General features: G+C 64.5%; 22 protein-coding genes. 9 read left to right on the forward strand and 13 right to left on the reverse strand.

Features of this window, described 5'->3' with window-relative positions:
• Positions 1-94: 94 nt before the first annotated feature.
• Positions 95-943 carry a VOC family protein gene (locus HYH08_RS23860; RefSeq protein WP_220012273.1) on the reverse strand — a complete coding sequence of 283 codons (849 nt, stop codon included), beginning with the start codon at positions 941-943 and terminating at the stop codon, positions 95-97.
• 212 nt (positions 944-1,155) lie between these two features.
• On the opposite strand from HYH08_RS23860, the gene HYH08_RS23865 reads away from it, so the two are divergent.
• Positions 1,156-2,049, forward strand: a complete 894-nt coding sequence (locus tag HYH08_RS23865; RefSeq protein WP_220012274.1) for a sugar kinase — start codon at positions 1,156-1,158, stop codon at positions 2,047-2,049.
• Between the two features lie 6 nt (positions 2,050-2,055).
• The gene (rbsK, locus tag HYH08_RS23870) at positions 2,056-2,970 is read left to right on the forward strand and encodes a ribokinase (protein ID WP_220012275.1); all 915 of its coding nucleotides are present in this window, start codon (positions 2,056-2,058) and stop codon (positions 2,968-2,970) included.
• Here the strand turns inward: rbsK and HYH08_RS23875 are convergent, their stop codons facing one another.
• Entirely contained in the window at positions 2,971-4,194 is a 1,224-nt protein-coding gene (locus HYH08_RS23875) for an NAD(P)/FAD-dependent oxidoreductase (protein WP_220012276.1), read from the reverse strand.
• A gap of 229 nt (positions 4,195-4,423) precedes the next feature.
• On the opposite strand from HYH08_RS23875, the gene HYH08_RS23880 reads away from it, so the two are divergent.
• Positions 4,424-5,218: an enoyl-CoA hydratase/isomerase family protein gene (locus tag HYH08_RS23880; RefSeq protein ID WP_220012427.1), complete on the forward strand. Its 795-nt coding sequence runs from the start codon at positions 4,424-4,426 to the stop codon at positions 5,216-5,218.
• The gene (locus tag HYH08_RS23885; RefSeq protein ID WP_220012277.1) at positions 5,215-5,787 is read left to right on the forward strand and encodes a histidine phosphatase family protein; all 573 of its coding nucleotides are present in this window, start codon (positions 5,215-5,217) and stop codon (positions 5,785-5,787) included. Before HYH08_RS23880 ends, HYH08_RS23885 begins: the two co-directional genes overlap by 4 nt.
• On the opposite strand, the gene HYH08_RS23890 is transcribed toward HYH08_RS23885, so the two are convergent.
• The 4 genes from HYH08_RS23890 to HYH08_RS23905 form a co-directional block, all read right to left on the reverse strand.
• Positions 5,780-7,120 carry a TRAP transporter large permease gene (locus HYH08_RS23890; protein WP_220012278.1) on the reverse strand — a complete coding sequence of 447 codons (1,341 nt, stop codon included), beginning with the start codon at positions 7,118-7,120 and terminating at the stop codon, positions 5,780-5,782. The two genes, HYH08_RS23885 and HYH08_RS23890, sit on opposite strands and share 8 nt — an antisense overlap.
• Positions 7,117-7,695 (reverse strand): TRAP transporter small permease, encoded by a 579-nt coding sequence (locus HYH08_RS23895; protein ID WP_220012279.1) that lies wholly within the window; start codon positions 7,693-7,695, stop codon positions 7,117-7,119. The genes HYH08_RS23890 and HYH08_RS23895 overlap by 4 nt, the downstream gene beginning before the upstream one ends.
• 123 nt (positions 7,696-7,818) lie before the next feature.
• The gene (locus HYH08_RS23900) at positions 7,819-8,814 is read right to left on the reverse strand and encodes a TRAP transporter substrate-binding protein (protein ID WP_220012280.1); all 996 of its coding nucleotides are present in this window, start codon (positions 8,812-8,814) and stop codon (positions 7,819-7,821) included.
• Between the two features lie 62 nt (positions 8,815-8,876).
• A complete protein-coding gene (locus HYH08_RS23905; protein ID WP_220012428.1) occupies positions 8,877-10,589 on the reverse strand; it encodes an IlvD/Edd family dehydratase in 1,713 nt (570 codons plus the stop codon).
• Between the two features lie 178 nt (positions 10,590-10,767).
• Here HYH08_RS23905 and HYH08_RS23910 point away from each other — a divergent pair, with 178 nt between their 5' ends.
• Both HYH08_RS23910 and HYH08_RS23915 read left to right on the forward strand, forming a co-directional pair.
• Positions 10,768-11,451, forward strand: coding sequence for a GntR family transcriptional regulator (locus tag HYH08_RS23910; RefSeq protein ID WP_220012281.1), 684 nt, complete (start codon positions 10,768-10,770; stop codon positions 11,449-11,451).
• A gap of 141 nt (positions 11,452-11,592) precedes the next feature.
• Positions 11,593-12,363 (forward strand): IclR family transcriptional regulator, encoded by a 771-nt coding sequence (locus HYH08_RS23915; protein ID WP_220012282.1) that lies wholly within the window; start codon positions 11,593-11,595, stop codon positions 12,361-12,363.
• Positions 12,364-12,461: 98 nt separating this feature from the next.
• On the opposite strand, the gene HYH08_RS23920 is transcribed toward HYH08_RS23915, so the two are convergent.
• The 3 genes from HYH08_RS23920 to HYH08_RS23930 all read right to left on the reverse strand — a co-directional run bounded on the left by HYH08_RS23920 (position 12,462) and on the right by HYH08_RS23930 (position 15,347).
• A complete protein-coding gene (locus HYH08_RS23920; RefSeq protein WP_220012283.1) occupies positions 12,462-13,220 on the reverse strand; it encodes an SDR family NAD(P)-dependent oxidoreductase in 759 nt (252 codons plus the stop codon).
• Positions 13,217-14,458, reverse strand: coding sequence for an ABC transporter substrate-binding protein (locus tag HYH08_RS23925; protein WP_502788665.1), 1,242 nt, complete (start codon positions 14,456-14,458; stop codon positions 13,217-13,219). Before HYH08_RS23925 ends, HYH08_RS23920 begins: the two co-directional genes overlap by 4 nt.
• Positions 14,459-14,540: 82 nt before the next feature.
• Positions 14,541-15,347 carry an acetoacetate decarboxylase family protein gene (locus HYH08_RS23930; protein ID WP_220012284.1) on the reverse strand — a complete coding sequence of 269 codons (807 nt, stop codon included), beginning with the start codon at positions 15,345-15,347 and terminating at the stop codon, positions 14,541-14,543.
• Between the two features lie 240 nt (positions 15,348-15,587).
• Here HYH08_RS23930 and HYH08_RS23935 point away from each other — a divergent pair, with 240 nt between their 5' ends.
• Positions 15,588-16,271: a nitroreductase gene (locus HYH08_RS23935; RefSeq protein ID WP_220012285.1), complete on the forward strand. Its 684-nt coding sequence runs from the start codon at positions 15,588-15,590 to the stop codon at positions 16,269-16,271.
• A 34-nt stretch (positions 16,272-16,305) separates the two neighbouring features.
• Here HYH08_RS23935 and HYH08_RS23940 read toward each other — a convergent pair whose 3' ends face one another.
• Complete coding sequence (locus HYH08_RS23940; protein WP_220012286.1) at positions 16,306-16,719, reverse strand: hypothetical protein; 414 nt, start codon at positions 16,717-16,719, stop codon at positions 16,306-16,308.
• 423 nt (positions 16,720-17,142) lie between these two features.
• Positions 17,143-17,967, reverse strand: a complete 825-nt coding sequence (locus HYH08_RS23945; protein ID WP_220012287.1) for an NAD-dependent epimerase/dehydratase family protein — start codon at positions 17,965-17,967, stop codon at positions 17,143-17,145.
• 89 nt (positions 17,968-18,056) lie between these two features.
• On the opposite strand from HYH08_RS23945, the gene HYH08_RS23950 reads away from it, so the two are divergent.
• A complete protein-coding gene (locus HYH08_RS23950; RefSeq protein WP_220012288.1) occupies positions 18,057-19,028 on the forward strand; it encodes an SMP-30/gluconolactonase/LRE family protein in 972 nt (323 codons plus the stop codon).
• Between the two features lie 194 nt (positions 19,029-19,222).
• Here the strand turns inward: HYH08_RS23950 and HYH08_RS23955 are convergent, their stop codons facing one another.
• Positions 19,223-20,653: an aldehyde dehydrogenase family protein gene (locus tag HYH08_RS23955; RefSeq protein ID WP_220012289.1), complete on the reverse strand. Its 1,431-nt coding sequence runs from the start codon at positions 20,651-20,653 to the stop codon at positions 19,223-19,225.
• A gap of 192 nt (positions 20,654-20,845) precedes the next feature.
• Entirely contained in the window at positions 20,846-23,209 is a 2,364-nt protein-coding gene (locus HYH08_RS23960; protein ID WP_220012290.1) for a thiamine pyrophosphate-binding protein, read from the reverse strand.
• 130 nt (positions 23,210-23,339) lie between these two features.
• Between HYH08_RS23960 and HYH08_RS23965 the strand changes: the two genes are divergently transcribed.
• Positions 23,340-23,801, forward strand: a complete 462-nt coding sequence (locus HYH08_RS23965; protein ID WP_220012291.1) for an Lrp/AsnC family transcriptional regulator — start codon at positions 23,340-23,342, stop codon at positions 23,799-23,801.
• Positions 23,802-23,852 lie beyond the last annotated feature (51 nt).

Here is a 23,852-nt window from a genome sequence, read left to right on the forward strand (position 1 = left end):
GCTCTTGTGCCACGGGGGCCGTCCACATATGGGTCCCGGCTCTGCGCAGCAACGCAAGAGCGTTGCAGCGCGTCCGGGACACGACACCGCCCGGTCACTCCACCGGCTTCGGCGAGCGCTCCAGCAGCACGGTCTGGATGCCGCATGTCCCGCTGCGCACGGTCATGATGCGTGTGCCGGGCTTGCGGCCGTTGCGGACTTCGGTGACATCGAGGCCGGCCGCAATCAGGCGGGCGCGGGTGGCGTCGATGTCGGCGACGCGCCAGCTCAGGCCCCAGAGACGATCGTGCTGGGAATCGCCGCCCGCCACGGGACGGCGCACCACCTCGACGATGAGGTCGCCGCAGCGGAAGAACATCAGCTGGCCCCAATCCTGGTGCGAGCGGTCGAGCGCGAGGTCGAGCCCGAGCCGCGCGCCATAGAGCGCGGCGGCGCGATCGGAATCCTCGGTGGTGATGACGACATGATCGAGCCCGTCGATCGGCGCGATGTCGGTCGCGACGGATTTGGGGCGCTCCTCGGCGAGTTCGAGGAAGAACATGCGCACGCCGCGCGTCAGCTCGGTCGCGGCACGCGTGCGTTTCCAGTGCAGGACAGCGTCGGTCGCGGCATCGCTGCTTTCGACCTCCGCGACCGGATCGGGCCTCAAGGCCACCCGCTCCAGCCGACGGTGCATCTTGCCCATGTCTGCGACACGAAAGCACAGGCTGGCGAGCACGCCCTCCTGATCGTCGAGCAGCGCGCGCATCCGGTCGGCGGTCACGCTGAAACCACTCGGCGCCATCAGCTCGATGGTCATGTTGTCGAGGGTGAACAGCACCCGGTCGGCGCCCTCGCCCGAATTCTGCCAGGCCGGCGCGCGTCCGAGCAGCGTCTGATAGGCCGCCTTCGCCGCGCCGATATCCTTGACCAGAGCAACGACGTGATCGAGGCCGGTGATCATGTTCCCTCCCTCCGATGGGCCGGAACCAGGACGCCCCTAGCGCCCTTGGCTCTGCCCGGGCACTGCCGGCCCTGCCACGGTCGTAATCCGGCCCCCGACCTTCCTCAAGCGCCTATCGCCATGGCTTTGCGATATTTTTGGCGTTGCATGCGCCGAAGCGGTGCTAAGGTAAGTGCGCCGGCCGGGACCATCCAGCGCATCACGGACAACCAATGCAGGCTCTCTTTATCGGACAGACCTATATCGACGTCGTCTTCATCACCGACCATATGCCGACCGGCGACGAGAAGCACGTGGCGACGGACTACGCGGTCTCTTTTGGCGGCAATGCGGTGACGGCGGCGTTCTGCTGCGCCAAGCTCGGCATCGTGCCGGACCTGATCGCCACCGCGGCCAACGACTGGCTGGGCCGCATGTTCCAGGACATGTGCGCTAAATACGCGATCTCGCTGCATGCGCGAAAGGTGAACCAGTCCTCGCTGTCCTTCATCATGCCCAAGGACGGCAAGCGCGCCATCGTCCGCTGTCGCGACGATTCCCACATCCATCCGTTCCCGATCCTCAATCTCGGCAATTGCCGCGCGCTGCATATCGACGGCCATCAGCCGGATGCGGCGATGCACTACGCAAAAGTGTGCCGCGAGGCCGGCATCCTGACTTCGCTCGACGGCGGCGGCCTGCGCACCAACACGCATGAGCTGCTGGAGTTCATCGACGTCGCCATCGTTGCCGAGCGGCTGTGCGAGCAGATGGACCTCACGCCGCCGCAGATGTTGGAATATCTCAAGAGCCGCGGCTGCAAGATCGGCGGCGTCACCATGGGTGAGAAGGGCCTGCTCTGGTACAACGAGACCGGTACGGTCGAGACCATGCCGGCGATGCCGATCCCGCGCGAGCGCGTGATCGACACCAATGGTGCCGGCGACGTGTTCCACGGCGCCTATGTCTATTCGTACCTCGCCCATCCCGGCAAAAGCTGGCGCGAGCATTTCGATTTCGCCCGGGCCGCCTCGACGTTCAAGATCCAGCGGCTCGGCAACGAGGCCGGCCTGCCGACGCTGGTCGACATCGCCAAGGTCAGGCACGAGTTCGAGGTCAGGGTGTAGCTTCGGATGGGGCGCGTCTTCGTCGCCGGCAGCATCAATATGGATGTGGTGGCGACGGCCGATCGCCACCCAAAAGTCGGCGAGACCGTCGCGGGCAAAGAGGTGCTGTATTTTCCGGGCGGCAAGGGCGCGAACCAGGCGGTCGCCGCGGCGCGACTGGGGGCGCGGACCACGCTGATCGGGCGGCTCGGAACGGATGCGTTCGGGGCCGAGTTGCGGACGTTCCTGGGCGCGCAAGGCATCGATCTCGGCTCCGTCCGCGACGCCGACACGCATAGCGGCACCGCGATCATTACAGTCGCGGAATCGGACAACACCATCATCGTCATCCCCGGCAGCAATGCGCTGGTCAGCTTGGAGGATGTCGCGGACGCACCGTTGGCGAAGGGGGATGTCGCCGTCAGCCAGTTCGAGATCCCGCTGCCGACGATTGCTGCGTTCTTTGCGCGGGCGCGCAAGGCTGGCGCTATGACTCTGCTCAACCCGGCACCGGCGCAGAAGATGTCGAGCGAGCTGCTCGCGCTCGTTGATATTCTCGTGCTGAACGAGACCGAGCTCGGCTTCCTCGCCGGTGTGGAGCTCTCCGAGGGCGATAGTGCAGCGCGGATCATCGATGTTGCGCGAAAACTTCAGGCCCGTGCGGACCAGACCATCTGCGTCACCCTCGGCAAGCGCGGCGTGCTGGCGCTCGCGGCCAGCGAGGAGCTTTCCGTCGCCGGCCGCGCGGTGAAGGCGATCGACACCACCGGCGCCGGCGATTGTTTTGTGGGCGCGCTCGCATCGCAACTGGCTGGCGGCGCAGCCTTGCGCACCGCCCTCACCTTCGCCAACGCAGCCGCCTCGATCAGCGTGCAGCGCATGGGCGCGGGGCCATCGATGCCGACGGCCGCGGAGGTTGAGGCTGTTCTCAGCGCCGGTTGATCACGCCAGCGCGCTCTTCAGGTCAAAGCTTTCGTCCGCTGCCTGCTCCGGCGTGATCTGACGGTCCATCGCCTGCAAGCGGCGACCGAACATGTGATCGCCGGCGCGGTTGATCGACTCGATGCCGAGCAGCCTGTCGCCGTGATAGCAGAACGCGGAGAACGCCCGCTTGGCGGGATCGCCGCGCAGCACGACGCGGTCGTAGCCGGTGGTGAGGCCCGAGATCTGGAGCTTGTCGTCGCCCTGGTCGCTCCAGAACCAGGGATGGCTGTCATACGGCTTTTTGTCGCCAGTCAGCCGCGCGGCGAGGCAGCGGGCGTGGTCGGTGGCGTTCTGCACCGATTCCAGCCGCAGCGATCCGCCGAAGCGGGGGCTGGCAAACAGCGCGCAATCGCCGATCGCGGAAATGTCCGGGTCGGCCGTCGCAAGATATTCGTCGACGATGATGCCAGCGGCGACCGGCAGCCCGGCCTCCGCCGCAAGCTCGATATTCGGCAGCACGCCGACGCCGACCACGACGAGATCGGCAGGCAGATGCCTTCCGTCGCTGAGACTGACGCCGGTCACCTTGCCGCCTTCGGCCTCGATCGAGGTCGCCTGCACGCCGAGGTGAATGCGGATGCCGGCCTCGCGATGCCGCGCCTGAAAATAGTCCGAGACCTCCGCCGTCACCGCGCGCGCCATCACGCGCGGAGCGAGCTCAAGCACGTCGACCTCGAGGCCCTTGATCCGCGCGGTCGCCGCGAATTCGAGGCCGATGAAGCCGGCGCCGATCACCACGACGCGCGTTTTCGTCGGCATGACCTTTCGCAGCGCCTCGCTGTCGTCGAGGATGCGTAAGTATTTCACGTCGGGCAGATTGGCATTGGGCAGGTCGAGCAGCCGGTTGCGTGCGCCGGTCGCGAGCACGAGGTGGCCGTAAGGCAGCTTGTCGCCTGAGGCAAGAAGCACCGTGCGCGCCGCGCGGTCGATCGAAACGGCGCGGCCCGCGATCAGCTCGATGGCCTGGTCCTGGTAGAATTTTTCGGGGCGGAACATCAGGCTGTCCGGCCCGGCGGAGCCCTTGATGTAGGCCTTGGACAGCGGCGGGCGCTGATAGGGCAGATGCGCCTCGTCATTGATCAGGCAGACGCGGCCGGCAAAACCAGCCTGGCGCAGGGATGCCGCGACCTGGTAGCCGCCATGGCCGGCCCCGATGATGATGACCACCGGACCGTCGCTCATCGGACAGCCCATTTCTGCAAGACACGAGCGTGACCCATGTCGTCTCCTCTCACTGATATGGCTTGGCTTGCCCAGGAGGAGCCGGCGCTCGTGTCCGTCCCTTCGGCGAAGGTGGCCTATTTGAACCGATCATTCCGCGCGACGCAAGGCCCGTAGGCGGGGATTGTCACCCCTCGCCTTCTGCGATTTAGTTGCAGCAACGAACCTCTAGCCGGGGATTTCAAAGATGCTGCCAGCGCCCGTCTCAAAACCCGACGATCCCGCCCTGCTGCGGATCGACGGCCCGATCGCGACCATCACGCTCAACCGTCCCGCCGCGTTCAATTCGATCAATCTCGCGATCGCGCAAAAGCTCGAACAGCTCGCGGCTTACATCGAGGGCGACGATTCCATCAGGGTCGTGGTGATCGAGGGCGAAGGCCGTGCCTTCTCGGCCGGCGGCGACCTCCAGACCATTGGCGCTGCGGCGGAGGCCAACACTGTGACGCCCATCGTCGGCGAACTCTTGAAGCACTACCACGCCTTCATCGAGATCCTCAGGCGCATGCCAAAGATCTCGCTGTCGAGCGTGCACGGCTCGGCGGCCGGCGCCGGCATGGGCCTCGCCTTCGTCACCGATCTCTGCATCGCCGCCGATGACGCCAAGTTCACGCCGGCTTACGCCAAGATCGGGGTGTCGCCGGACGGCGGCTCGACGGTCGGAATCGTAGGCACGGTCGGCGCCCGCCGCGCGCTGCAGATTTTCCTGTCCGAGGACAATTTCACCGCACAGCAGGCCTGTGAATGGGGCCTCGTCGCCAAAACCGTTCCGGCGACCGAGCTGAAGGCAGCGACGCGGCAGCTCGCCGAACGCCTCGCGCAGAACCCGCCGGCGGCGATATCAGGCACCAAGTCGCTGGTCTATGCGGCCGCCACCACGCCGGTAAAACAGCAGCTCGATGCCGAGGAGCACAAGATCATCATGGCGATGAACACGGAGGAGTTTCGCCTCGCCGTGAAGAAGTTCACGAGCAAGTCGAAGTGACGCCCGCGCGCAGCTTCTACGGCCTGCGCCACGGCGCGACCGACTGGAATCGCAAGGGGCTGTTCCAGGGCCGCACCGACAATCCGCTGAACGAGGACGGACTGCGACAGGCGCACGAAGCCGCCCGCATGCTGCGCGGCGTCGGCATCAGCCGCATCGTCGCAAGCCCGCTGGTGCGCGCGCTGAAGACGGCCGAGATCATCGCGGACGTCATTGCGGTGCCGCTGACGATCGATGCCGGCATCATCGAGTTCGACTTCGGTAGTTTCGAGGGGCGGCCGGTCCGCGACCTCATGATCAAGCATAACGTCAATTCGGCGACGGGCCTCGTCTCGATCCTGCCCGCCGACGGCGAGAACTGGGAGGCCATGACCGAGCGCTCGCTGGCCTGCGTGTCCGCCTGGATCGATCGCTATCCCGGCGACGATCTGCTGTTCGTCTGCCATGACGCGGTGATGCAGGGCATGGCGAAGGCGCTGTCCGGCAGCTATTTCAAGAACAGCCACGGCACGCCGTTCCGCTACGTGTGCGGCGATCCGCAATGGCGGATCGAGCAGGTCGTCATTTAGGGCAGATGTAGCCCGTCCCCGCCGGCGATTTGAAGCAGCCGACCGACTCGGGGAGCACCTTCTGCGGCAGCCACAGCACGACGCTCGGGAAGTAGATCGCGAACGCGATGGTGGCGAAGAACACGACATAGATCGGCAGCGCCGCCCGTAATGCCTTCGCAAAGCTGATGCCGACGAATTTCGACGCCATCAGGAGCACGAGTCCGTAGGGCGGCGTGATCAGGCCGAAGGCAAGGGTTGCGATCAGCACCACGCCCATATGCACCGCATTGATGTCGCCGGCTTCCGTCAGCGTGTTGACCAGCGGCATGAAGATGATGATGGTCGGCACCGGCTCGATGAAATCGCCAACCACGGTGAACAGCAGCACCATCAACAGCATGATCAGATGCGGATCGTTGCCGGCGATCGAGGTGATCATGTCGGCGATGTAGCTGGCGCCGCGCAAGTACGCCAGCATCCAGCCGAAGGCATTGGCGGCGCCGATGGTGATCAGCGGCAGCGAGAAGATGAGGCCCGCGAGGCAAAAATCGTAGGGGATCTTTCGGAAGTGGCCGCGGTTCAGCGCGGGAATCACGACCAGGATGATCCAGACCACGGCGACGACGCCGGCTTCCGTCGGCGTGAACCAGCCGGTGAGGATGCCACCTAACAGGATGACCGGGATCATCAGCGGCAGGGCTGCATCTCCTGCCGCGAACACCACCTGCCGCAGCGGCGCGCGCGGCTTGCGCAGGCCGGACGGGCCGAAGAAGTAACAATAGATCATCAGGCCGAAGCCGATCATCAGCCCGGGCACGACGCCCGCCATGAACAGGCCGGCGATGGAGACATTGCCGACCGCGCCATAAACGACCGCCGTGATGCTCGGCGGCACCAGCGCGGCGATGGTCGAGGCGGAGGCGATGATCGCGGCGATGAAGGCGGGCTCGTAGCCCTCGCGCTTCATCGGACCGCCGAGTGCACGGCTCATCACGGCGACGTCGGCGGTGGTCGAGCCCGACATTTCCGAGAAGAACATGCTGAAGACCACCACGACCTGCGACAGCCCGCCCCTGATGTGCCCGACCAGCGACACCGAGAGATTTGCTATGCGCACCACCACGTTGGCCGAGCTCATGAGCTCGCCGACCAGGAGGAAGAACGGGATCGCCAGCAGCGCTTCGGAATCGACGCCGTCAAAGATCTTCTGGATGATCGCGGCCAGTGAAACGTCGGACAGCAGCGCGCCGATGAAGACGCCGGCCATCAGCGAGAACGGCACGGGCACGCCAAGATAGCCGAACGACAGGAAGCAGATCGACATCAACGCCAGGACAATGGGTGCGCTCACGGCTGCGCCCTCACCTGGGTTTCGGTGACGACGGGCGCTGAGTCCTCCTCCGGCGGCTCGGGATGGTCAAAGCCGTTGCGCAGGCCGTTGACAAGCTGCTCGATGGTGAAGAGGCCGATCAGCACGCCCGAGAGCGGGATGATCGCATAGAGCGAGGCGATCGGCGTGCCCGACGGAAGACGAAAACTGCCGAAGCCGCGCAGGTAATTCTGGTAGCCGTACCAGATCAGGCAGAAGGCGACGCCGAGCACGACGAGGCGGATGATCGATTCGACCACCAGCCGCGAGGTGCCGTGCATCGCCTCAGAGATCGCGGTCAGATAAAGATGGTCATTGCGGCGCGTTGCCGCCGCCGTGCCGACGAAGATCGCATAGATGAACAGCGTCGATGTCACCTCCTGCAGCCACAGCCAGGGATGGCCGATGGTGCGGGTGACGATGTCGGCGGTGACCGACAGCGAGAAACCGAAGCAGAGTACGCCGCACAGGATCATCAGCGCAAGCTCGAGCCAGTCGAGCCAGCGCCATTTGAGGTGGCGCTGACGCTGAACCAGCAGTTTGTCGGCGATGGGCATGGGTGCTCCCGGCTGCAGTTTTCCGTCATGGCCGGGCTTGTCCCGGCCATCCACGCACTTTGGCGCGGGCTCGAAGAACGTGGATGCCCGGGACAAGCCCGGGCATGACGGCTTCGATGGGGGCTAATTCACCGCCCGGATCAAATTCTTGATCTTCTCGGCATGCGGGCCGAGGTCCTTGGCGAGCTTGTCGAGATAGGGATCGGCGATCGCCGTGAAGCTCTTCTTGTCGACGTTATCGACGATCTTCACGCCCATCTTCTTCAGCTTCTCGGCGGCGCTGCGCTCAAGCTCGAACGCCTTGGCCGGCTCCTTCTGGCTGATCTCGTTGGCTGCTGTCTGCACCCAGCCCTTCTGCTCGGCCGACAGGCTCTGCCAGAGCTTGTCGGAGATGAACACCAGCGCGTTGTTAGCCTCGTGCTCGGTGATGTTCAGCACGGGGGCGACCTCGTAATGCTTGTTGACGAGGTAGACATTGATGCTGTTCTCGGCGACGTCGACGACGCCGGTCTGAAGCGAGGTGTAGACGCTGCCGAACGGCATGTGCACGGTCTGGGCGCCATAGGCCGGGAACATGGTATCCTCGGTGGCCGTCGCCTGCACGCGGACCTTCAGGCCCTTGATGTCACCGACATTGTGGATCTCCCGCTTGGAGTACATGTGGCGTACGCCCTGCGAGCCGGTCGCGATCACATGCAGGCCCTGCGTGGTCTCGTCGATCAGGGTCTTGAGCGCTTCGAACACTTTTGGATCGGCGAGCCCCTTGATGACGTGGTTCTCGTCGCGGAACAGGAAGTGCAGCGACATCACGCCGGCTTGCGGCGAGATCGTCGCGGTGTTCGCAGACGAGATGATGGCGAACTCGACGTCGCCGGCCTTAACGAGCTGGAGCACCTGCGGCTCTTGGCCCAGCTGCGCGCCGGGATATTGGTCGATGATCATGGTGCCTTTGCTCAATTCCTTGAGCTTGTCGGCAAAGAGGTCGCCGGCGATGGAATAGCCGGTGTTGCGGGGCTGGTCATAGGCGAAGCGGTAATGCTTGACCTCCTGTGCCCCGGCGCCCGTGACGAACAGCGTGGCGGCCGCAGCCACCAACACACGCATGGATCGTGCCATCATCGTCTCCCCCTGTTTTATCGCCCGCCGCTTATGCGGTCTGAGCGTTCATTGGTTGTCAGCCCTTACTCAGTCTTCTTCCCAGTCCTCTGCATGAAATCGAAATCGCAGCCCTCGTCGGCCTGCATGATGGCCTCGTTGAACAGCCAGGCATAGCCCCGCCGCGTCTCCTCGGGCGCAGCCACCGGCTTGAAGGCGGCACGCCGGCGCTCCAGCTCGGCGGCATCGACCAGCAGCTCGATGCTGCGCTTGGCCACATCCAGCCGGATCATGTCGCCGTTCTTCACCAGCGCCAGCGGCCCGCCGACGGCGGATTCCGGCGTGATGTGGAGAACGATGGTGCCGAACGCGGTGCCGCTCATGCGCGCATCCGAAATGCGCACCATGTCCTTGGTGCCGCCGCGCGCGAGTTTCTTCGGGATCGGCAGGTACCCCGCCTCGGGCATGCCCGGCGCGCCCTTCGGGCCGGCGTTGCGCAGCACCAGCACGTCGTCGGCGGTGACATCGAGCTCGGGGTCGTCGACGCGCAGCGTCATGTCCTCGACGGATTCGAACACCACCGCGCGCCCGGTGTGCTGCAACAGCTTCGGGCTCGCCGCCGACTGCTTGATGACCGCGCCGCGCGGCGCGAGATTGCCGTGCAGGACGGCAAGACCGCCTTCCTTCTTGATCGGATTGTCGCGCGACCGGATCGCGTCTTGGCCGGGCACGTCCTCGGCGTTGGCGACGACATCGCGCAAGGTCTGGCCGCTGACGGTCTTCGCATCGAGGTCGACGAGATCGCCGAGCTGTTTCAGCAATTTCGGCACGCCGCCGGCGTGATGGAAATGCTCCATGTAATGCTCGCCGGACGGCTTGAGGTCGACCAGCACCGGCACCTCGCGGCCGATCTGGTCGAACACCGAGAGATCGAGCCGGTGCGGCGAGCGATGCGCCATCGCGGTGAGATGGATCAGGCCGTTGGTCGAGCCGCCGATCGCCTGCAGCACGACCTGCGCGTTCTTGAACGACGACGGCGTCAAAACCTCGCTCGGCTTCGGTCCCTTGGCCTTGGCCATCTCGGCGGCCACCTTGCCGCTGGCTTCGGCCAGACGAAAACGCTCGGCATGCGGCGCCGGAATCGTCGCGCTCATCGGCAGCGACAGGCCCATCGCTTCGATCATGCAGGCCATGGTCGAGGCCGTACCCATCACCATGCAGGTGCCGACCGACGGGGCGAGACGGCCGTTCACCGCCTCGATCTCGGCATCGTCCATCTCGCCGGCGCGATACTTGCCCCAGAGACGGCGGCAATCGGTGCACGCGCCCAGGACCTCGCCCTTGTGATGGCCGACCACCATGGGGCCGACGGGAATGACCACGGTCGGCAGGTCGGCGCTGATCGCGGCCATCACCTGCGCGGGAAGAGTCTTGTCGCAGCCGCCGATCACGATCACCGAATCCATCGGCTGCGCCCGGATCATCTCCTCGGTGTCCATCGCCATCAGATTGCGCAGATACATCGAGGTCGGATGCGCAAAGCTCTCGGCGATCGAGATGGTCGGGAACACGAACGGCATCGCGCCCGACAGCATCACGCCGCGCTTGGCGGCCTCGATGATCTGGGGGACGTTGCCGTGACAGGGATTGTAGTCGCTATAGGTGTTGGTGATGCCGACGATCGGGCGCTCCAGCGCATCGTCGGAATACCCCATGGCCTTGATGAACGCCTTGCGCAGGAACAGCGAGAAGCCGGCATCGCCATAGCTCGTCAGCCCCTTGCGCAAACCACTCGTCATCATGCCGCTCCTTCTCACTTGCCATTGTGCTACAGCCTGCCCCCTGATTGTCAATAAGATTGGGCTGGACTTGCACCCTTTCTGGGTCCAGACACCGCCGGCGGACACAAATTATTGACAATCGCACCTCGCCCTGCTCCACAAGGCAGGACCGGCAAGGCGGCCGGAGGCCGAGGGCATGTCCGACATTCGCAGCGCAGATGCCGTGGCGATCAGGCGCGACGATCCTGATGACGTCGTCGCGCGGCTGGAGGAGGACATCATCTTCGGCCGCCTCGCGCCCGGCGCGCGGCTCACCGAAGACGCGCTGATGTCGGCCTACGGCACCTCGCGGCATTTCGTGCGGCAGGCGCTGGTGGATGCCGAGCGCCGCGGCATCGTCCGCCGCGAGAAGAATGTCGGCGCCACCGTGCGGTTCTACTCGGCCGAGGAAGTCCGGCAGATCTATGAGGTCCGGGAGATGCTGACGCGGCAGGCCGCGCTGATGATCCCCCTGCCCGCGCCGCAAGCCCTGATCGACGAGTTAACTGCGTTACAACGCGACTATTGCGCGAAGGCCGACATCCGCGATTTGCGCGGCATCCACGAGGCCAACGACGCCTTCCACGTTGCGCTGTTCGCCGCCTGCGGCAATCCCTATCTGGTGCGCTCGCTGCAGGACTACATGAACCTGACGCTGCCGATGCGCGCGAAAAATCTCGCCGACCGCGACGGGCTCGCGCAATCGCGGCGCCAGCACGAATTGATGATCGAGCTCCTGAAAGGCCGTGACAGCTGGGCGCTGGCGCAGCTGTGTGTGGATCACATGCAGTTCAGCAAGGAGGATTATCTGGCGCGGATCGGCGGCGAGACCGCACGCTAGTCCACGCGCGCCAAGACTTCGATGCGATCGCTGTAGCCGCCGTCATCACTTCACGCAGGTGACTTTTCGCCGCGCGAGCAATCGGGTACACGGACCCGGTACTCCCGCTGTGCACATGCGGAAGCTCATAAGGCCTGATGGATGACGGACGCTGAAAAACTCCAACCGGGTGCGCCGGCCTTGGAGAAGGGGCTCGACCTCCTGGAGGCGCTGGCCGCCGAAGCGCGCGGCCTCAACCAGAAGCAGCTTGCCGAGCGCGTCGGCCGCTCCGTCGGCGAGATCTTCCGGATGCTCGTGGCGCTGGAGCGCCGCGGCTATGTCGCGCGCGATCCGGCGACCGGCGAATATACCTTGACGCTGAAGTTGTTCCGGATTGCCTCGCAATTCCCGCCGACCGAGCGGCTGCTCAAGGCCGCGCTGCCGGTGATGGAGCAGCTCGCCTCGCGAGTGCAGCTGTCGTGTCACCTCACCGTGTTGCACGGCGAGCAGTTCATGGTGGTTGCCCGCATCGAGCCGGAATGGCTGATGGGCTGGTCGGTCAAGGTCGGCGCGGTGTTCCCGCTCACCCAGCAATATGCGTCCGCCAAGGTTCTGGCGGCATTTCAGCTGGAAGGCCGGCGGCAGGAGCTCGCGCAGGTCATCGCTGAACATGACCGCGTCAGCGGCAAGAAGGCGCTTGCCGCGCTCGATCGCATCTCCTCGGAAGGAGGAAACTTCTCCAATGACGATGGCTACACGCGCATCCTGGCCTACAGCTGTCCAATCATCGAAGCTTCGGGCCGCGCGGTGGCGGCATTGACGGTGCCGCTGGTCAGGCAGGATCGGATCCCGGAGAAGGAGGCCGGCATGATCGCCACCGAGCTGCGCAGCGCCGCCAGGATTGTGTCCGAAAAGATCGGAGGCGCTTCCTAAAGCGCGACGAGATTTGGATGATTCGTCAACGCGCCTTGGATTTCTGTTTGGTCATAATCTTACCGGAGAGCCGCTTCGCACTTTTCCGGATCATGGCTTCAGCCAACAGTTATTCCGCCGTCAACGACCCAAGCCGCGCCGTTGACATGTGCAGCCTCGTCGGACGCAAGGAAGGCCACGATACTGGCAACATCCTTCGGCTGCCCGCGAGCAACTTCGCCGCTTCGCCGTAGCGCAATGGCGTTATCGCGTGCCTGCCCTTCCAGCTCCCGGATCATGCGGGACTCGACCGGGCCTGGCAGAACCGCATTGACCCGGATCCTCGTGCCACCCACCTCGAGCGCCGCCGTGCGCGTCAGTCCAAGCACTGCGTGCTTGGACGCAACATAGCCGGAAAGCCCAGCCCGTCCGCGGATCGCCGACGTCGATGCGGTATTGACGATCGCCCCCGTTCCACGTTGCCGCATCTTTGCAAGCACATGCTTGAGGCCGAGGAAGACGCCCTTCACATTGACGCCCATCACGCGGTCGAATGTCTCGTCCGGATATTCGTGCAAGGGAGCGACGACGCCTTCGACACCCGCGTTGTTCGCGAAGATACCGATCGGACCCAACCGATCTTCGACCGTTTGGACGAAGGCAGCCGTGTCGAGAGCACTCGAGACGTCGGCACGGACCGCGAGCGCCCTGCGCCCGGCTGCCTCGACGAGGCGTGCAGTTTCCCTGGCTGCGGTCTCGTCGCGATCGACGATCGCGACCGCTTCGCTCATCTGCGCCAACCTCAGTGCGATGGCGCGTCCGATATCGCCCCCGCCGCCGGTGACGAGCGCCACCGGCCGCCGCTCCGTCACGGTCATGACTTCAGGAACTCGCAGCCGCCTTCCTCGACCGGCCGCCATGCCTCGGCGGGAGGAATGGTCTTGATCGTCTTGTAATAATCCCAGGGATATTTGGAGTCGGCCGGCGTCTTCACCTCGAACAGATACATGTTGTGCAGTTTGCGACCGTCGGCGCGCACGCTGCCTTTACCGAACAACGGATCGTCGGTCGGCAGCTTCTTCATCTGCTCGACGACCGCCTTGCCATCGCTGGAGGCGCCGAGCGCGTCGACCGCCTTGAGATAATGCAGGGTCGTCGAATAGGCGCCGGCATGCAGTGCGGTCGGGTAGCGGCCGTTGTTGCGCGGCGCAAATCGCTTGGTCCAGGCGCGGGTATCGTCGTTCAAGTCCCAATAGAAGGCTTCGGTGAACTGCAGCCCTTGCGCGATCTTCAGGCCGAGCGAATGCACGTCGCTCAGATAGAGGACCGTCGCGACGACGCGCTGCCCGCCCTGCGGGATGCCGAATTCGACCGCCTGCTTGATGGAATTGATGGTGTCGCCGCCGGCATTGACGAGCGCGATGATCTCCGCCTTCGACGACTGCGCCTGCAGCAGGAAGGAGGAGAAGTCCTGGGTATTGATCGGCGTGCGAACACCGCCGAGGACTTTTCCGCCGAACTTCTGCACGACGTTCTTGATGTCCCCTTCCATGGCATGGCCGAACGCGTAGTCGGCCGTGAGCAGGAACCAGCTTTTGCCGCCGCTCTCGACAACGGCTCGCGCGACGCCCGACGAAAGGGCATAGGTGTCGTACGTCCAGTGAACCAGGTTGGGCGAGCAAGACTTGCCTGTCAGGTCCGATGATGAAGCGCCAGAAACCAGCAGCGTCTTGTTGTTCTGCTGCACGATGTTGCGTACCGCAAGCGCCACAGCCGAATTCGGCGCATCGACGATCACGTCGACACTTTGGCGATCGATCCATTCGCGTGCGATGTTGGCCCCCACATCGGCCTTGTTCATGTGGTCGCCACTGATGACCTCGATCGGCCTGGTCATCCGGTGGGGCGAGGCCTGAAAATCCTCGACCGCCATTTTGGCTGCCAGCAGCGAGCCCGCGCCGGTGACGTCGGCATAGAGGCTGGACATGTCCGTAAGCACACCGATCCGAAGCGGTTTGGCGTCCTGCGCCTGCGCCCCGAGGCCAGTCATGCCCAGCGCAATTCCGCCGGCACCCGCCAGCAGCCGGCGACGGCTCACCCGATATTGCCCGACCATCTTCAACCTCCCTTGCTTGCCCGTGCTTTTGCGCACGGTGCTTTGCCGCCCGCGCCTGTCTTGCGCGTGGCTGATCGTTTCGTTACGGACTCAGCCGCTCGATCAGCCGCCGGTCCTCAACCTCGAACCCGCCGCCATAGACGTCCGACACCATGAAGTGAGCGCCGAGGATTTCCGGATCAAGCTCGGCGATCGGGTCGTACTCGCTGGCATGCAGCGTCATGGCAGCGCGGCCCGGCAACGGCGCAGAGTATTTCAAGGGCGTGCGGCGGTAGGCGATGTCCGCGTAGGCCGTTCCGAGATGTTCGGGATGCGGCAGGCGGCGCACGTGGATTTCACCGGCCGGTAGCTCATCGCCATCGACGATCCGGACGACCGGTGCGGATGCATCCGGCGTGAAAGCGAAATCAGCCAGCGGAATGCCGCGGCGGCGGACCCATCCGGTGATCGATCCATCCGGGCGCTCGTCGAATGCGTAATCGGTGTCCTTCTTGGTGTAGCCGAACACCTCGCGTCCGGCGCAGATTCCCATGGGATCGCTGCAATACATGAAGATGTGCGTCTCCGTGAACAGCCCCTTGTAACGAACGGGCACGGAAATCATCAGGTCGAACATCTCGCCCGCGTGCACGGCGAGGGAATGGCCAGGCGAACGCATAAAGCGGAAGGCAACGCGATCGCTCGCGATCTCGAACGGCGTGTCGGCAAGCAGCGCTGCGACCTTGCCCGGCGCAACGCGGGTCATGACCTCGATGGTGCGCAGGGTGCAGCCCCATTCCACCGGATAGGCCGGCGAGTAAGGCGGATTGACCCCGCTGTTGGGCTTGAGCCGGTAGTCGCCAAACATGCGCCGACGCGGATCGTTGGGGTTAGTGATCGCATCAGTCATCGGGCTTGGCTCCGCTTATTTTATATATGATTTCATAATTGCATATATGAAATCACGTCCAAGTCAACCCGCTGCCTAAGGCAGCGCAAACCCGACCGCCGGCAGGTCAGCAGGCCGGATCGCGGGCGATCAAGCGGCCGGACCAGGACCTCCTCGCAAGTCAAGCCCGTGCAAAGCTATGGACATGATCAAAACCGTGAGGGAGAACGCGGCATCGTGCCAATTTCAGGATGCCGCACAATGGAATTTGATGATGTCATTCTCGGCCGCCGCAGCATTCGCGGCTACAAGCCCGACCCTGTCCCGCCGGAATTGATCAAGGAAATCCTGGCGCTGGCGATGCGCGCGCCATCGTCGATGAATACTCAGCCGTGGAATTTCTACGTCATCACCGGAGAACCGCTGGACCGTATCCGTCAGGGCAATACCGAGCGCAACCTGGCGGGCGTTCCGCATTCTCGCGAATTTCGAATCGGCCAGCCGTTCGAGGGCGTGCATCGCGAACGCCAGATCGGCGTTGCCAAGCAATTGTTCAGCGCGATGGGAATTGCGCGAGACGACAAGCAGCAGCGACAAGACTGGGTGCTGCGCGGCTTTCGCCAGTTCGACGCGCCCGTGTGCGTGATCATCACCTACGATCGCGTATTGGCCTCCAGCGACGATACCGCCTTCGACTGTGGCGCCGTGGCGACCGCGCTCGTCAACGCGGCCTGGTCGCGCGGGCTTGGCGCCGTGATCAACAGCCAGGGCATCATGCAATCCCCGGTCGTGCGCGAGCATGCCGGGATCGCGGACGATCAGGTGATCATGAAGAGCATCGCGTTGGGCTGGCCGGATCACAGCTTTCCCGCCAATGCCGTCGTATCCGAACGCAAGTCGGTCGACGAAGCGACGACGTTCGTGGGATTTGCGAGCGGAGCGTAGAGGCAGCCCTCGTCAATCAAAACTTGTCACCCGCTCAGTACCGCCTCAACAGACCGCTATCCACGCCGGCATTGCCATAATCCGCACAGGCCCGTTCCGGGTCCCTGATCAAAGCCGTCCGGACGCGCCTGAACGTCTTGGCGGCTGCGTCGGACACTTCGGGGCGGAATTTGCCGGGATCGTAGCTCTCGCCGTCGCGCGCCTTGATGGCGGCAGCATAGGCGTCGATCATGGCCATCGCGGCTTCGGGGCTGCCGAGCAGCCGGGCGCCGCGTTGGACGCCGCCGGTACCGTCGACCTCGTAGCCGTCGCAGCGTTGTTCGAGCACCACGGATGCGGTGACGAGCTGGTCGAGGAAGGTGGCTTCGGCCTCGCTGAGCGCGGCGGCTTGCGCCGGCGCTGACGCGATCAGCGCGAGGAATGCGACAGCTGACAATTTGAGTCTCATTGTCGTGGCTCTCGAACTGCGTCTGCACGAATTGAGAGCCGGAGATGGCCGGAGTGACGTTGATCTAAGTCAATCGGCAGACGCGGGCCCTTCTTCGCCTCTCCCCGCTTGCGGGGAGAGGCCGGAATTCGCGCTGAAAGCGGGAATTCCGGGTGAGGGGGACTCTCCGCGAGTCGTATGCTCACTGGCAGCAACGCGCCTTCAACACGTCATTGCGAGCGCAGCGAAGCAATCCAGGATCTTTCCGCGGAGGGATTCTGGATTGCTTCGCTACGCTCGCAATGACCGGTGTGGTGAGTGGCAGCGAGTCTAACTTCTATCGTCCTCGCGGCAGCCGCCCCTCACCCCAGCCCTCTCCCCGTAAGAACGGGGCGAGGGAGTGCACCTCCGCTGCCGCAACAGCGTGAGCCACGTTATCGCGCCCTACCGCTTGTTCCAATCGATGATCCGGCTCGGATCGGCATCGAACTCCATGCTGCAGAACGTGCCGCCCTGGAAATAATCGCCGACCGGATCCGGCTTCAGCTTGGCCTGCTCGGCCATGGCGTGCTCGCGGAAATCCTCGGAGCGGCCGGTGGGGCGATAGCCGAATTCATAGGCGCGATGGTTGTCCCACCAGGCGCGGTCGTTGAGGGAGGCGCCGTAGAACACCTCGAAATGGATGTCGGGATGCTCTAACCCGATGCGGCAGAGCTGCACGAGGTCGTCGGGCTTGAGCCAGATCGACATCCGGCGCTGGTCGAGCGGCATGTCGCCGAAATTGCCGATGCGCAGACACGTCACCTTCAGCCCGTGCTTGTCGGCATAGAGCGCGCCGACCGCCTCGCCAAAGACCTTGCTGACGCCGTAGCGCCCGTCCGGGCGCGGGGTGACGTCGGTGCCGATCCTGTGGTGGCGCGGATAGAAGCCGACGGCATGGTTCGACGAGGCGAACACCACGCGCTTGACGCCCTTGCGGTACGCGGCCTCGAACAGATTGTAGCCACCGATGATGTTGGCCTGGAGGATCTGGTCCCAGGTGCCTTCGACCGAATAGCCGCCGAAATGGAGGATGCCGTCGATGCCCTCGCAGATCGCCTCGCATTGCGCGAGGTCGGCGAGGTCCGCCGCCCTGAACTGCTCGTTCGCGCCGAGATCGGCCGGCGGCTTGATGTCGGAGAGCAGGAGATCAGGGTAGATCGGCGGCAGCAGTTTTCGCAGGCGCGTGCCGATTCCGCCCGCAGCTCCCGTCATCAAAATACGCGGCATGTCGTTCCTCGCCGTTGGTGACCAATTTGCGGTCACGTGTCTCTAATGATAGCAGGAATGTCCAGAGGGAACGAAACGAGAGAACCGACATGAATGAGGCATCGTCCCAGGAACGGCCAGGCTGGCGGCCGGCGACCTATTACCCTGATCCCGCGATCAAAGCACTGGATCCCCGCTTCGAAAAATACTGGCTGAAACTGTCGGCGGTGGAGCGGCTGGCGACCGGCCTGCGCTGGGCCGAGGGCCCCGTGTGGTTCGGCGACGGGCGCTATCTGCTGTGCAGCGACATTCCGAACCAGCGCATCATCAAATGGGAGGAAGAGACCGGCGCGGTTTCCGTGTTCCGAAAACCGTCGAATTTCGCCAACGGCAATACGCGCGACCGGCAGGGCCGGCTCGTCACCTGCGAGCACGGCGGGCGCCGCGTGACCCGCACCGAATATGACGGCAGCATCACCGTGCTGATGGATCAATTCAACGGCAAGCGGTTGAATTCGCCGAACGACGTCGTCGTCAAATCGGACGGCTCCATCTGGTTCACCGATCCGACCTTCGGCCTGCTCGGCAATTACGAAGGCTACAAGGCCGAGAGCGAGATCGACATGAACGTCTACAGGCTCGACCCGGAGACCCGCAAAGCCACCATCGTCGCCGAGGGCGTGCTCGGGCCGAACGGGCTCGCCTTCTCGCCGGACGAGAAAATCCTCTACGTCATCGAATCCCGCGGCGTGCCGACCCGCAAAATTCTCGCCTATGATGTTTCGCCTTCCGGCGACGAGCTTTCGAATAAGCGCGTCTTCATCGATGCAGGCCCCGGCACGCCGGACGGATTCCGCGTCGACATCGACGGCAATCTCTGGTGCGGCTGGGGCATGGGCGATCCCGAGCTCGACGGCGTCGTGGTGTTCGCGCCCGATGGCGTCATGATCGGGCGTATCGCATTGCCCGAACGCTGTGCCAATCTCTGCTTCGGCGGCGTCAAGCGCAACCGCCTGTTCATGGCCGCGAGCCAGTCGATCTATGCGCTGTATGTGAATACGCAGGGCGCAGTGGGGGGATAGGGTCTCTCGCCTCCATCGTCATTCCGGGGCGCGCCGTCTTCGGCGCGAGCCCGGAATCCATCGTGCGACAGAGTGTGCAGATAAATGGATTCCGGGCTCGTCGCTTCGCGACGCCCCGGAATGACGGCGGAGCAAAACAAAGAAACGCCGGAGCGGTTTCCCGCTCCGGCGTCATGTCGTCCTCGGCTTAAAACTTACGCCGCGTTGAAACCCGCGACCGCCTTCACTTCGAGGAAATCCTCGAGGCCGTACTTGCCCCACTCGCGGCCGTTGCCCGACTGCTTGTAGCCGCCGAACGGCGCGGTGCGGTCGTTGGGCACGCCCTGGAGGTTGACGTTGCCGGCGCGGATCTGGCGGCCGACGCGCTTGGCATCCTCGACCGAGGGACCGTAGACGTAGCCGGCGAGGCCATACGGCGTGTCGTTGGCGATCTTGACGGCGTCGGCTTCGTCCTTGGCGCCGATGATGGTCAGCACCGGTCCGAAGATCTCCTCGCGCGCGATCGTCATGTCGGGCGTGACGTCGGCGAAGATGGTCGGACGGACATAGAAGCCCTTGTTGACGCCCTCGGGCAGACCCGGGCCGCCGGCGACGAGCGTTGCGCCCTCGTCGATGCCCTTCTTGATCAGGCCCTGGATCTTGTCCCACTGGCCGCGGTTGACCACGGGGCCGATCGTGGTGCCCTCGGCGCGCGGATCGCCCGCCTTGGTCTTGTCGGCGACGGCCTTCGCGATCGCGGCGACTTCCTTCATCTTCGAAGCCGGCACGATCATGCGCGAGGGCGCGTTGCAGGACTGGCCGGAGTTGTTGAACATGTGCATCACGCCGCCGGTCACCGCCTTCTGGAGGTCAGCACCTTCGAGGATGACGTTCGGCGACTTGCCGCCGAGCTCCTGGCTGACGCGCTTGACGGTGGGAGCGGCGCGCTTGGCCACATCGATGCCGGCGCGGGTCGAGCCGGTAAACGAGATCATGTCGATGTCGGGGTGCTCGCTCATGGCGGCGCCGACCTCGGGGCCGAGGCCATTGACGAGGTTGAACACGCCCTTCGGCACGCCGGCTTCATGGAGGATTTCCGCGAAGATCAAAGCCGAGGTCGGGGTGAACTCCGAGGGCTTCAGGATCATGGTGCAGCCGGCGGCGAGCGCGGGCGCGACCTTGCAGGCGATCTGGTTGAGCGGCCAGTTCCAGGGCGTGATCATGCCGACCACACCGATCGGCTCGCGCAGCACCATGGCGGTGCCGATAGGTTCTTCGAAATGATAGTTCTTGAGCACGTCGAGCGTGGTCATGAGATGGCCGAGACCGGCGCCGGCCTGCAGCTTTTCCGCCATCGGCAGCGGCGCGCCCATCTCGTCGGAGACGGCGGCGCCGATCTCCTTGAGACGGGTCTTGTAGACCTCGATCACCTTGGTGAGCAGCGCGACGCGCTCCTCGCGGCTGGTCTGGGAGAACGTCGCAAAGGCGCGCTTGGCGGCGGCGACCGCCTTGTCCACGTCAGCCTTGGAGCCCAGCGCAACCTCGTACATCGCCTCTTCCGTCGCGGGGTTGACCACGGCGGTGGACTTCTTGACGGCAGGATCGACCCAGGCGCCGTCGATGTAGAATTGCATGCGATTGACCATCGTTAACCTCTTCTTGGGGGCATGGTGGGGGCGTTTCGGCCGGCATCCTTGCACGAAAGCGCCGGCAATTGAACCCGCCATATGCGGGGCCAGCGTTGCGGCGGACGGAGGTTATATGAGCCGATGGCGGGAACGTGGCAAGGTGGTGCAGCCGTCATTCCGGAGCGCGCATTATCGCTCCGGTTACCCCGACTACACCGCCATCTTGCGATGCACGATCGGCGCGCCCGTGGTGAGGCTTTCGGCCGCATCGATGATGGCGTTGGCATCGATGCCGTAATGGCGATAGAGGTCAGCGATGCTGCCGGTCTGGCCGAACTGCTCGACGCCGAGTGCCTCGACGCGATGGCCGCGGACGCTGCCGAGCCAACCGAGCGCGGAGGGGTGGCCGTCGATCACGGTCACGAGGCCGCAGTCGCGCGGCAACGGCGCCAGCAGCTTTTCGATGTGGCTGAGATGCTGCACGCCGCGCCGGTCGCGCCGCAATTTCCGTGCGGCGGTCCAGCCCGCATGCAGGCGGTCGGCCGAGGTGATCGCGAGCAGGCCGATGTCGCGGCGGCTCTCGCCGATAAAGCCGGTCGCCTCGATCGCTTCCGGCGCCACCGCGCCGGTGTAGGCGATCACGAGCTCGGCATTCGGGCCCGGCTTGCGCAGCCAATAGGCGCCGTCGGTGATGCCCTGCTGCAGTTCCGGCGTCATGATGCGCTGGGCTTGCTCGATGCTGCGCGTCGAGAGCCGCAAATACACCGAGCCGCCCTCGCCCGGCTCGCGCTGCATGTGCCCAAAGCCCCAGCCCATGATCACGGCGAGCTCGTCGACGAAGGCCGGCTCGAACGAGGCAAGCCCGTCCTGCGCCAAGCCGATCAGCGGCGTTGCGATCGACTGATGCGCGCCGCCTTCGGGCGCGAGCGTGATGCCGGAGGGCGTTGCCGCCACCATGAAGCGGGCATCCTGGTAGCAGGCATAGTTCAGCGCATCGAGCCCGCGCTCGATGAAGGGATCGTAGAGCGTACCGACCGGCAGCAGCCGCGCGCCGTTGATCTGGTGCGACAAGCCGAGCGCCGAGAGCATGATGAACAGGTTCATCTCGGCGATGCCGAGCTCGAGATGCTGACCCTTCGGCGAGGCGTCCCAATTGTAGGTCGATGGAATTTTCTCGCTGCGGAATAAGTCCGCCTTTTCGGCGCGCGCGAACAGGCCGCGGCGGTTCACCCACGGACCGAGATTGGTCGAGACTGTGACGTCGGGCGAGGTCGTGACGATGCGTTTTGCCAGTTCACTGTCGCCGCGCGCGATCTCGTTGAGCACGAGGCCAAAGCCCTGCTGCGTCGACATCTGCGGCGATGGCTTGAAGGTGAGCTGGGCGGGCACCTCGACCACGGGCGCACTCAGACGGCGGCCGTCCTGGTTGAACGGCACGCGCGCGAGGAAGGCATCGAGCTCGGCGGCACTTTGCGCGAGACCTTCGTACTTGTCCCATTCGTGGCCGGGACGAATATTCTGGCTCTCGCGATATTTCTCCATCTGCGCGACCGTCATCAGGCCGGCATGGTTGTCCTTGTGGCCCTGAAACGGCAGGCCGACGCCCTTGATGGTGTAGGCGATGAAGCAGACCGGGCGATCGTGGTCGATGGACTCGAAGGCGTCGACCATGCTCGCCATGTCGTGGCCGCCGAGATTCGACATCAGCGCCAGCAGCTCCTCGTCGCTGCGCTTGTCGATCAGTTTTGTGATTGGCCCCTGGTCGCCGATCTCGTCGTGCAGATGTTTTCTGAAGGCGCCGCCGCCCTGAAAGCACAGCGCGGCGTAGAGCGCGTTCGGGCAATTGTCGATCCAGGTCTTCAGCGCCTCGCCGCCGGGTTCGGCAAAGGCCTCGCGCATCAGCCGGCCGTATTTCACGATGACGACGTCCCAGCCGAAATTGCGGAACATGGTCTCGAACTTTTCCCACAGACCTTCGCGCACGACGGCGTCGAGCGACTGGCGGTTGTAGTCGACCACCCACCAGGTGTTGCGCAGGCCGTGCTTCCAGCCCTCGGCTAGCGCCTCCCAGATATTGCCCTCATCCATCTCGGCGTCGCCGACGAGCGCGATCATCCGCCCTTCGCGGCGGTCCTTCATCCAGCCATGCGCCTTGACGTAGTCCTGCACCAGCGAGGCGAACAGCGTCTGCGCGACGCCGAGACCGACCGAGCCGGTCGAGAAATCGACGTCGTCGACGTCCTTGGTGCGCGAGGGATAGGACTGCGCGCCCTTGAAGCCGCGGAAATTCTCCAGCTTCTCGCGGCTCTGCCGGCCGAACAAATACTGGATGGCGTGGAACACCGGGCTCGCATGCGGCTTCACCGCGACGCGATCCTCCGGCCGCAGCACGTGGAAATACAGCGCCGACATGATGGTGGCGAGCGAGGCGGATGAGGCCTGATGTCCCCCGACCTTGAGCCCGTCCGCATTGGGCCGGATGTGGTTGGCGTGGTGGATGGTCCACGACGACAGCCACAGCGCCTTGCGGGCCAGTGCGGTCAGGGTGTCGAGGCGCGCGGAATCGACGGGCATGGCGATGCTCCGGAAAATAAGGCGGATCATACGCCTGCGGGCGGCACCAAACTTCTCAATTTTTCGCGCCATACCTCTCAATATTGGGATAATTTACCAATCGACCGCTCCAGACACAGGTTTCATCCCAATGCCCGAGCTCGACGCCATCGACCGCAAGATTCTCGCTTTGCTCCAGACCGACAGCCGGCTGACCATGCAGGAGCTCGCCGACAAGGTCGGGCTCTCGGTCTCGCCCTGCCATCGCCGGGTCAAGCTGCTGGAACAGCGCGGCGTCATCTCGCGCTACATCGCGACCGTCGACCAGAAGGCGCTGGGGCTGCATGTCAGCGTCTTCATCTCGATCAAGCTGGCGCGGCAGAAGGAGGAGGACCTCAATCGCTTTGCCCGCGCCATCTCGAAATGGGACGAGGTGCTGGAATGCTATCTGATGACCGGCAACCGGGACTACCTCCTGCGCGTCGTCGCCGCCGACCTCGCCTCCTACGAGACCTTCCTGAAGACCAAACTGACCCGGCTCGACGGCATCGCCTCGATCGAGTCCAGCTTTGCGCTCAGCCAGGTCAAATATTCGATCGCGCTGCCGGTGTGACGACCACCCTGCTACCGTTGTCACAAGGGTGCAATAAACCCCGCCGATGGT

The sequence above is a fragment of the Bradyrhizobium sp. BR 10289 genome, from assembly GCF_019455385.1.
Classification (GTDB): domain Bacteria; phylum Pseudomonadota; class Alphaproteobacteria; order Rhizobiales; family Xanthobacteraceae; genus Bradyrhizobium.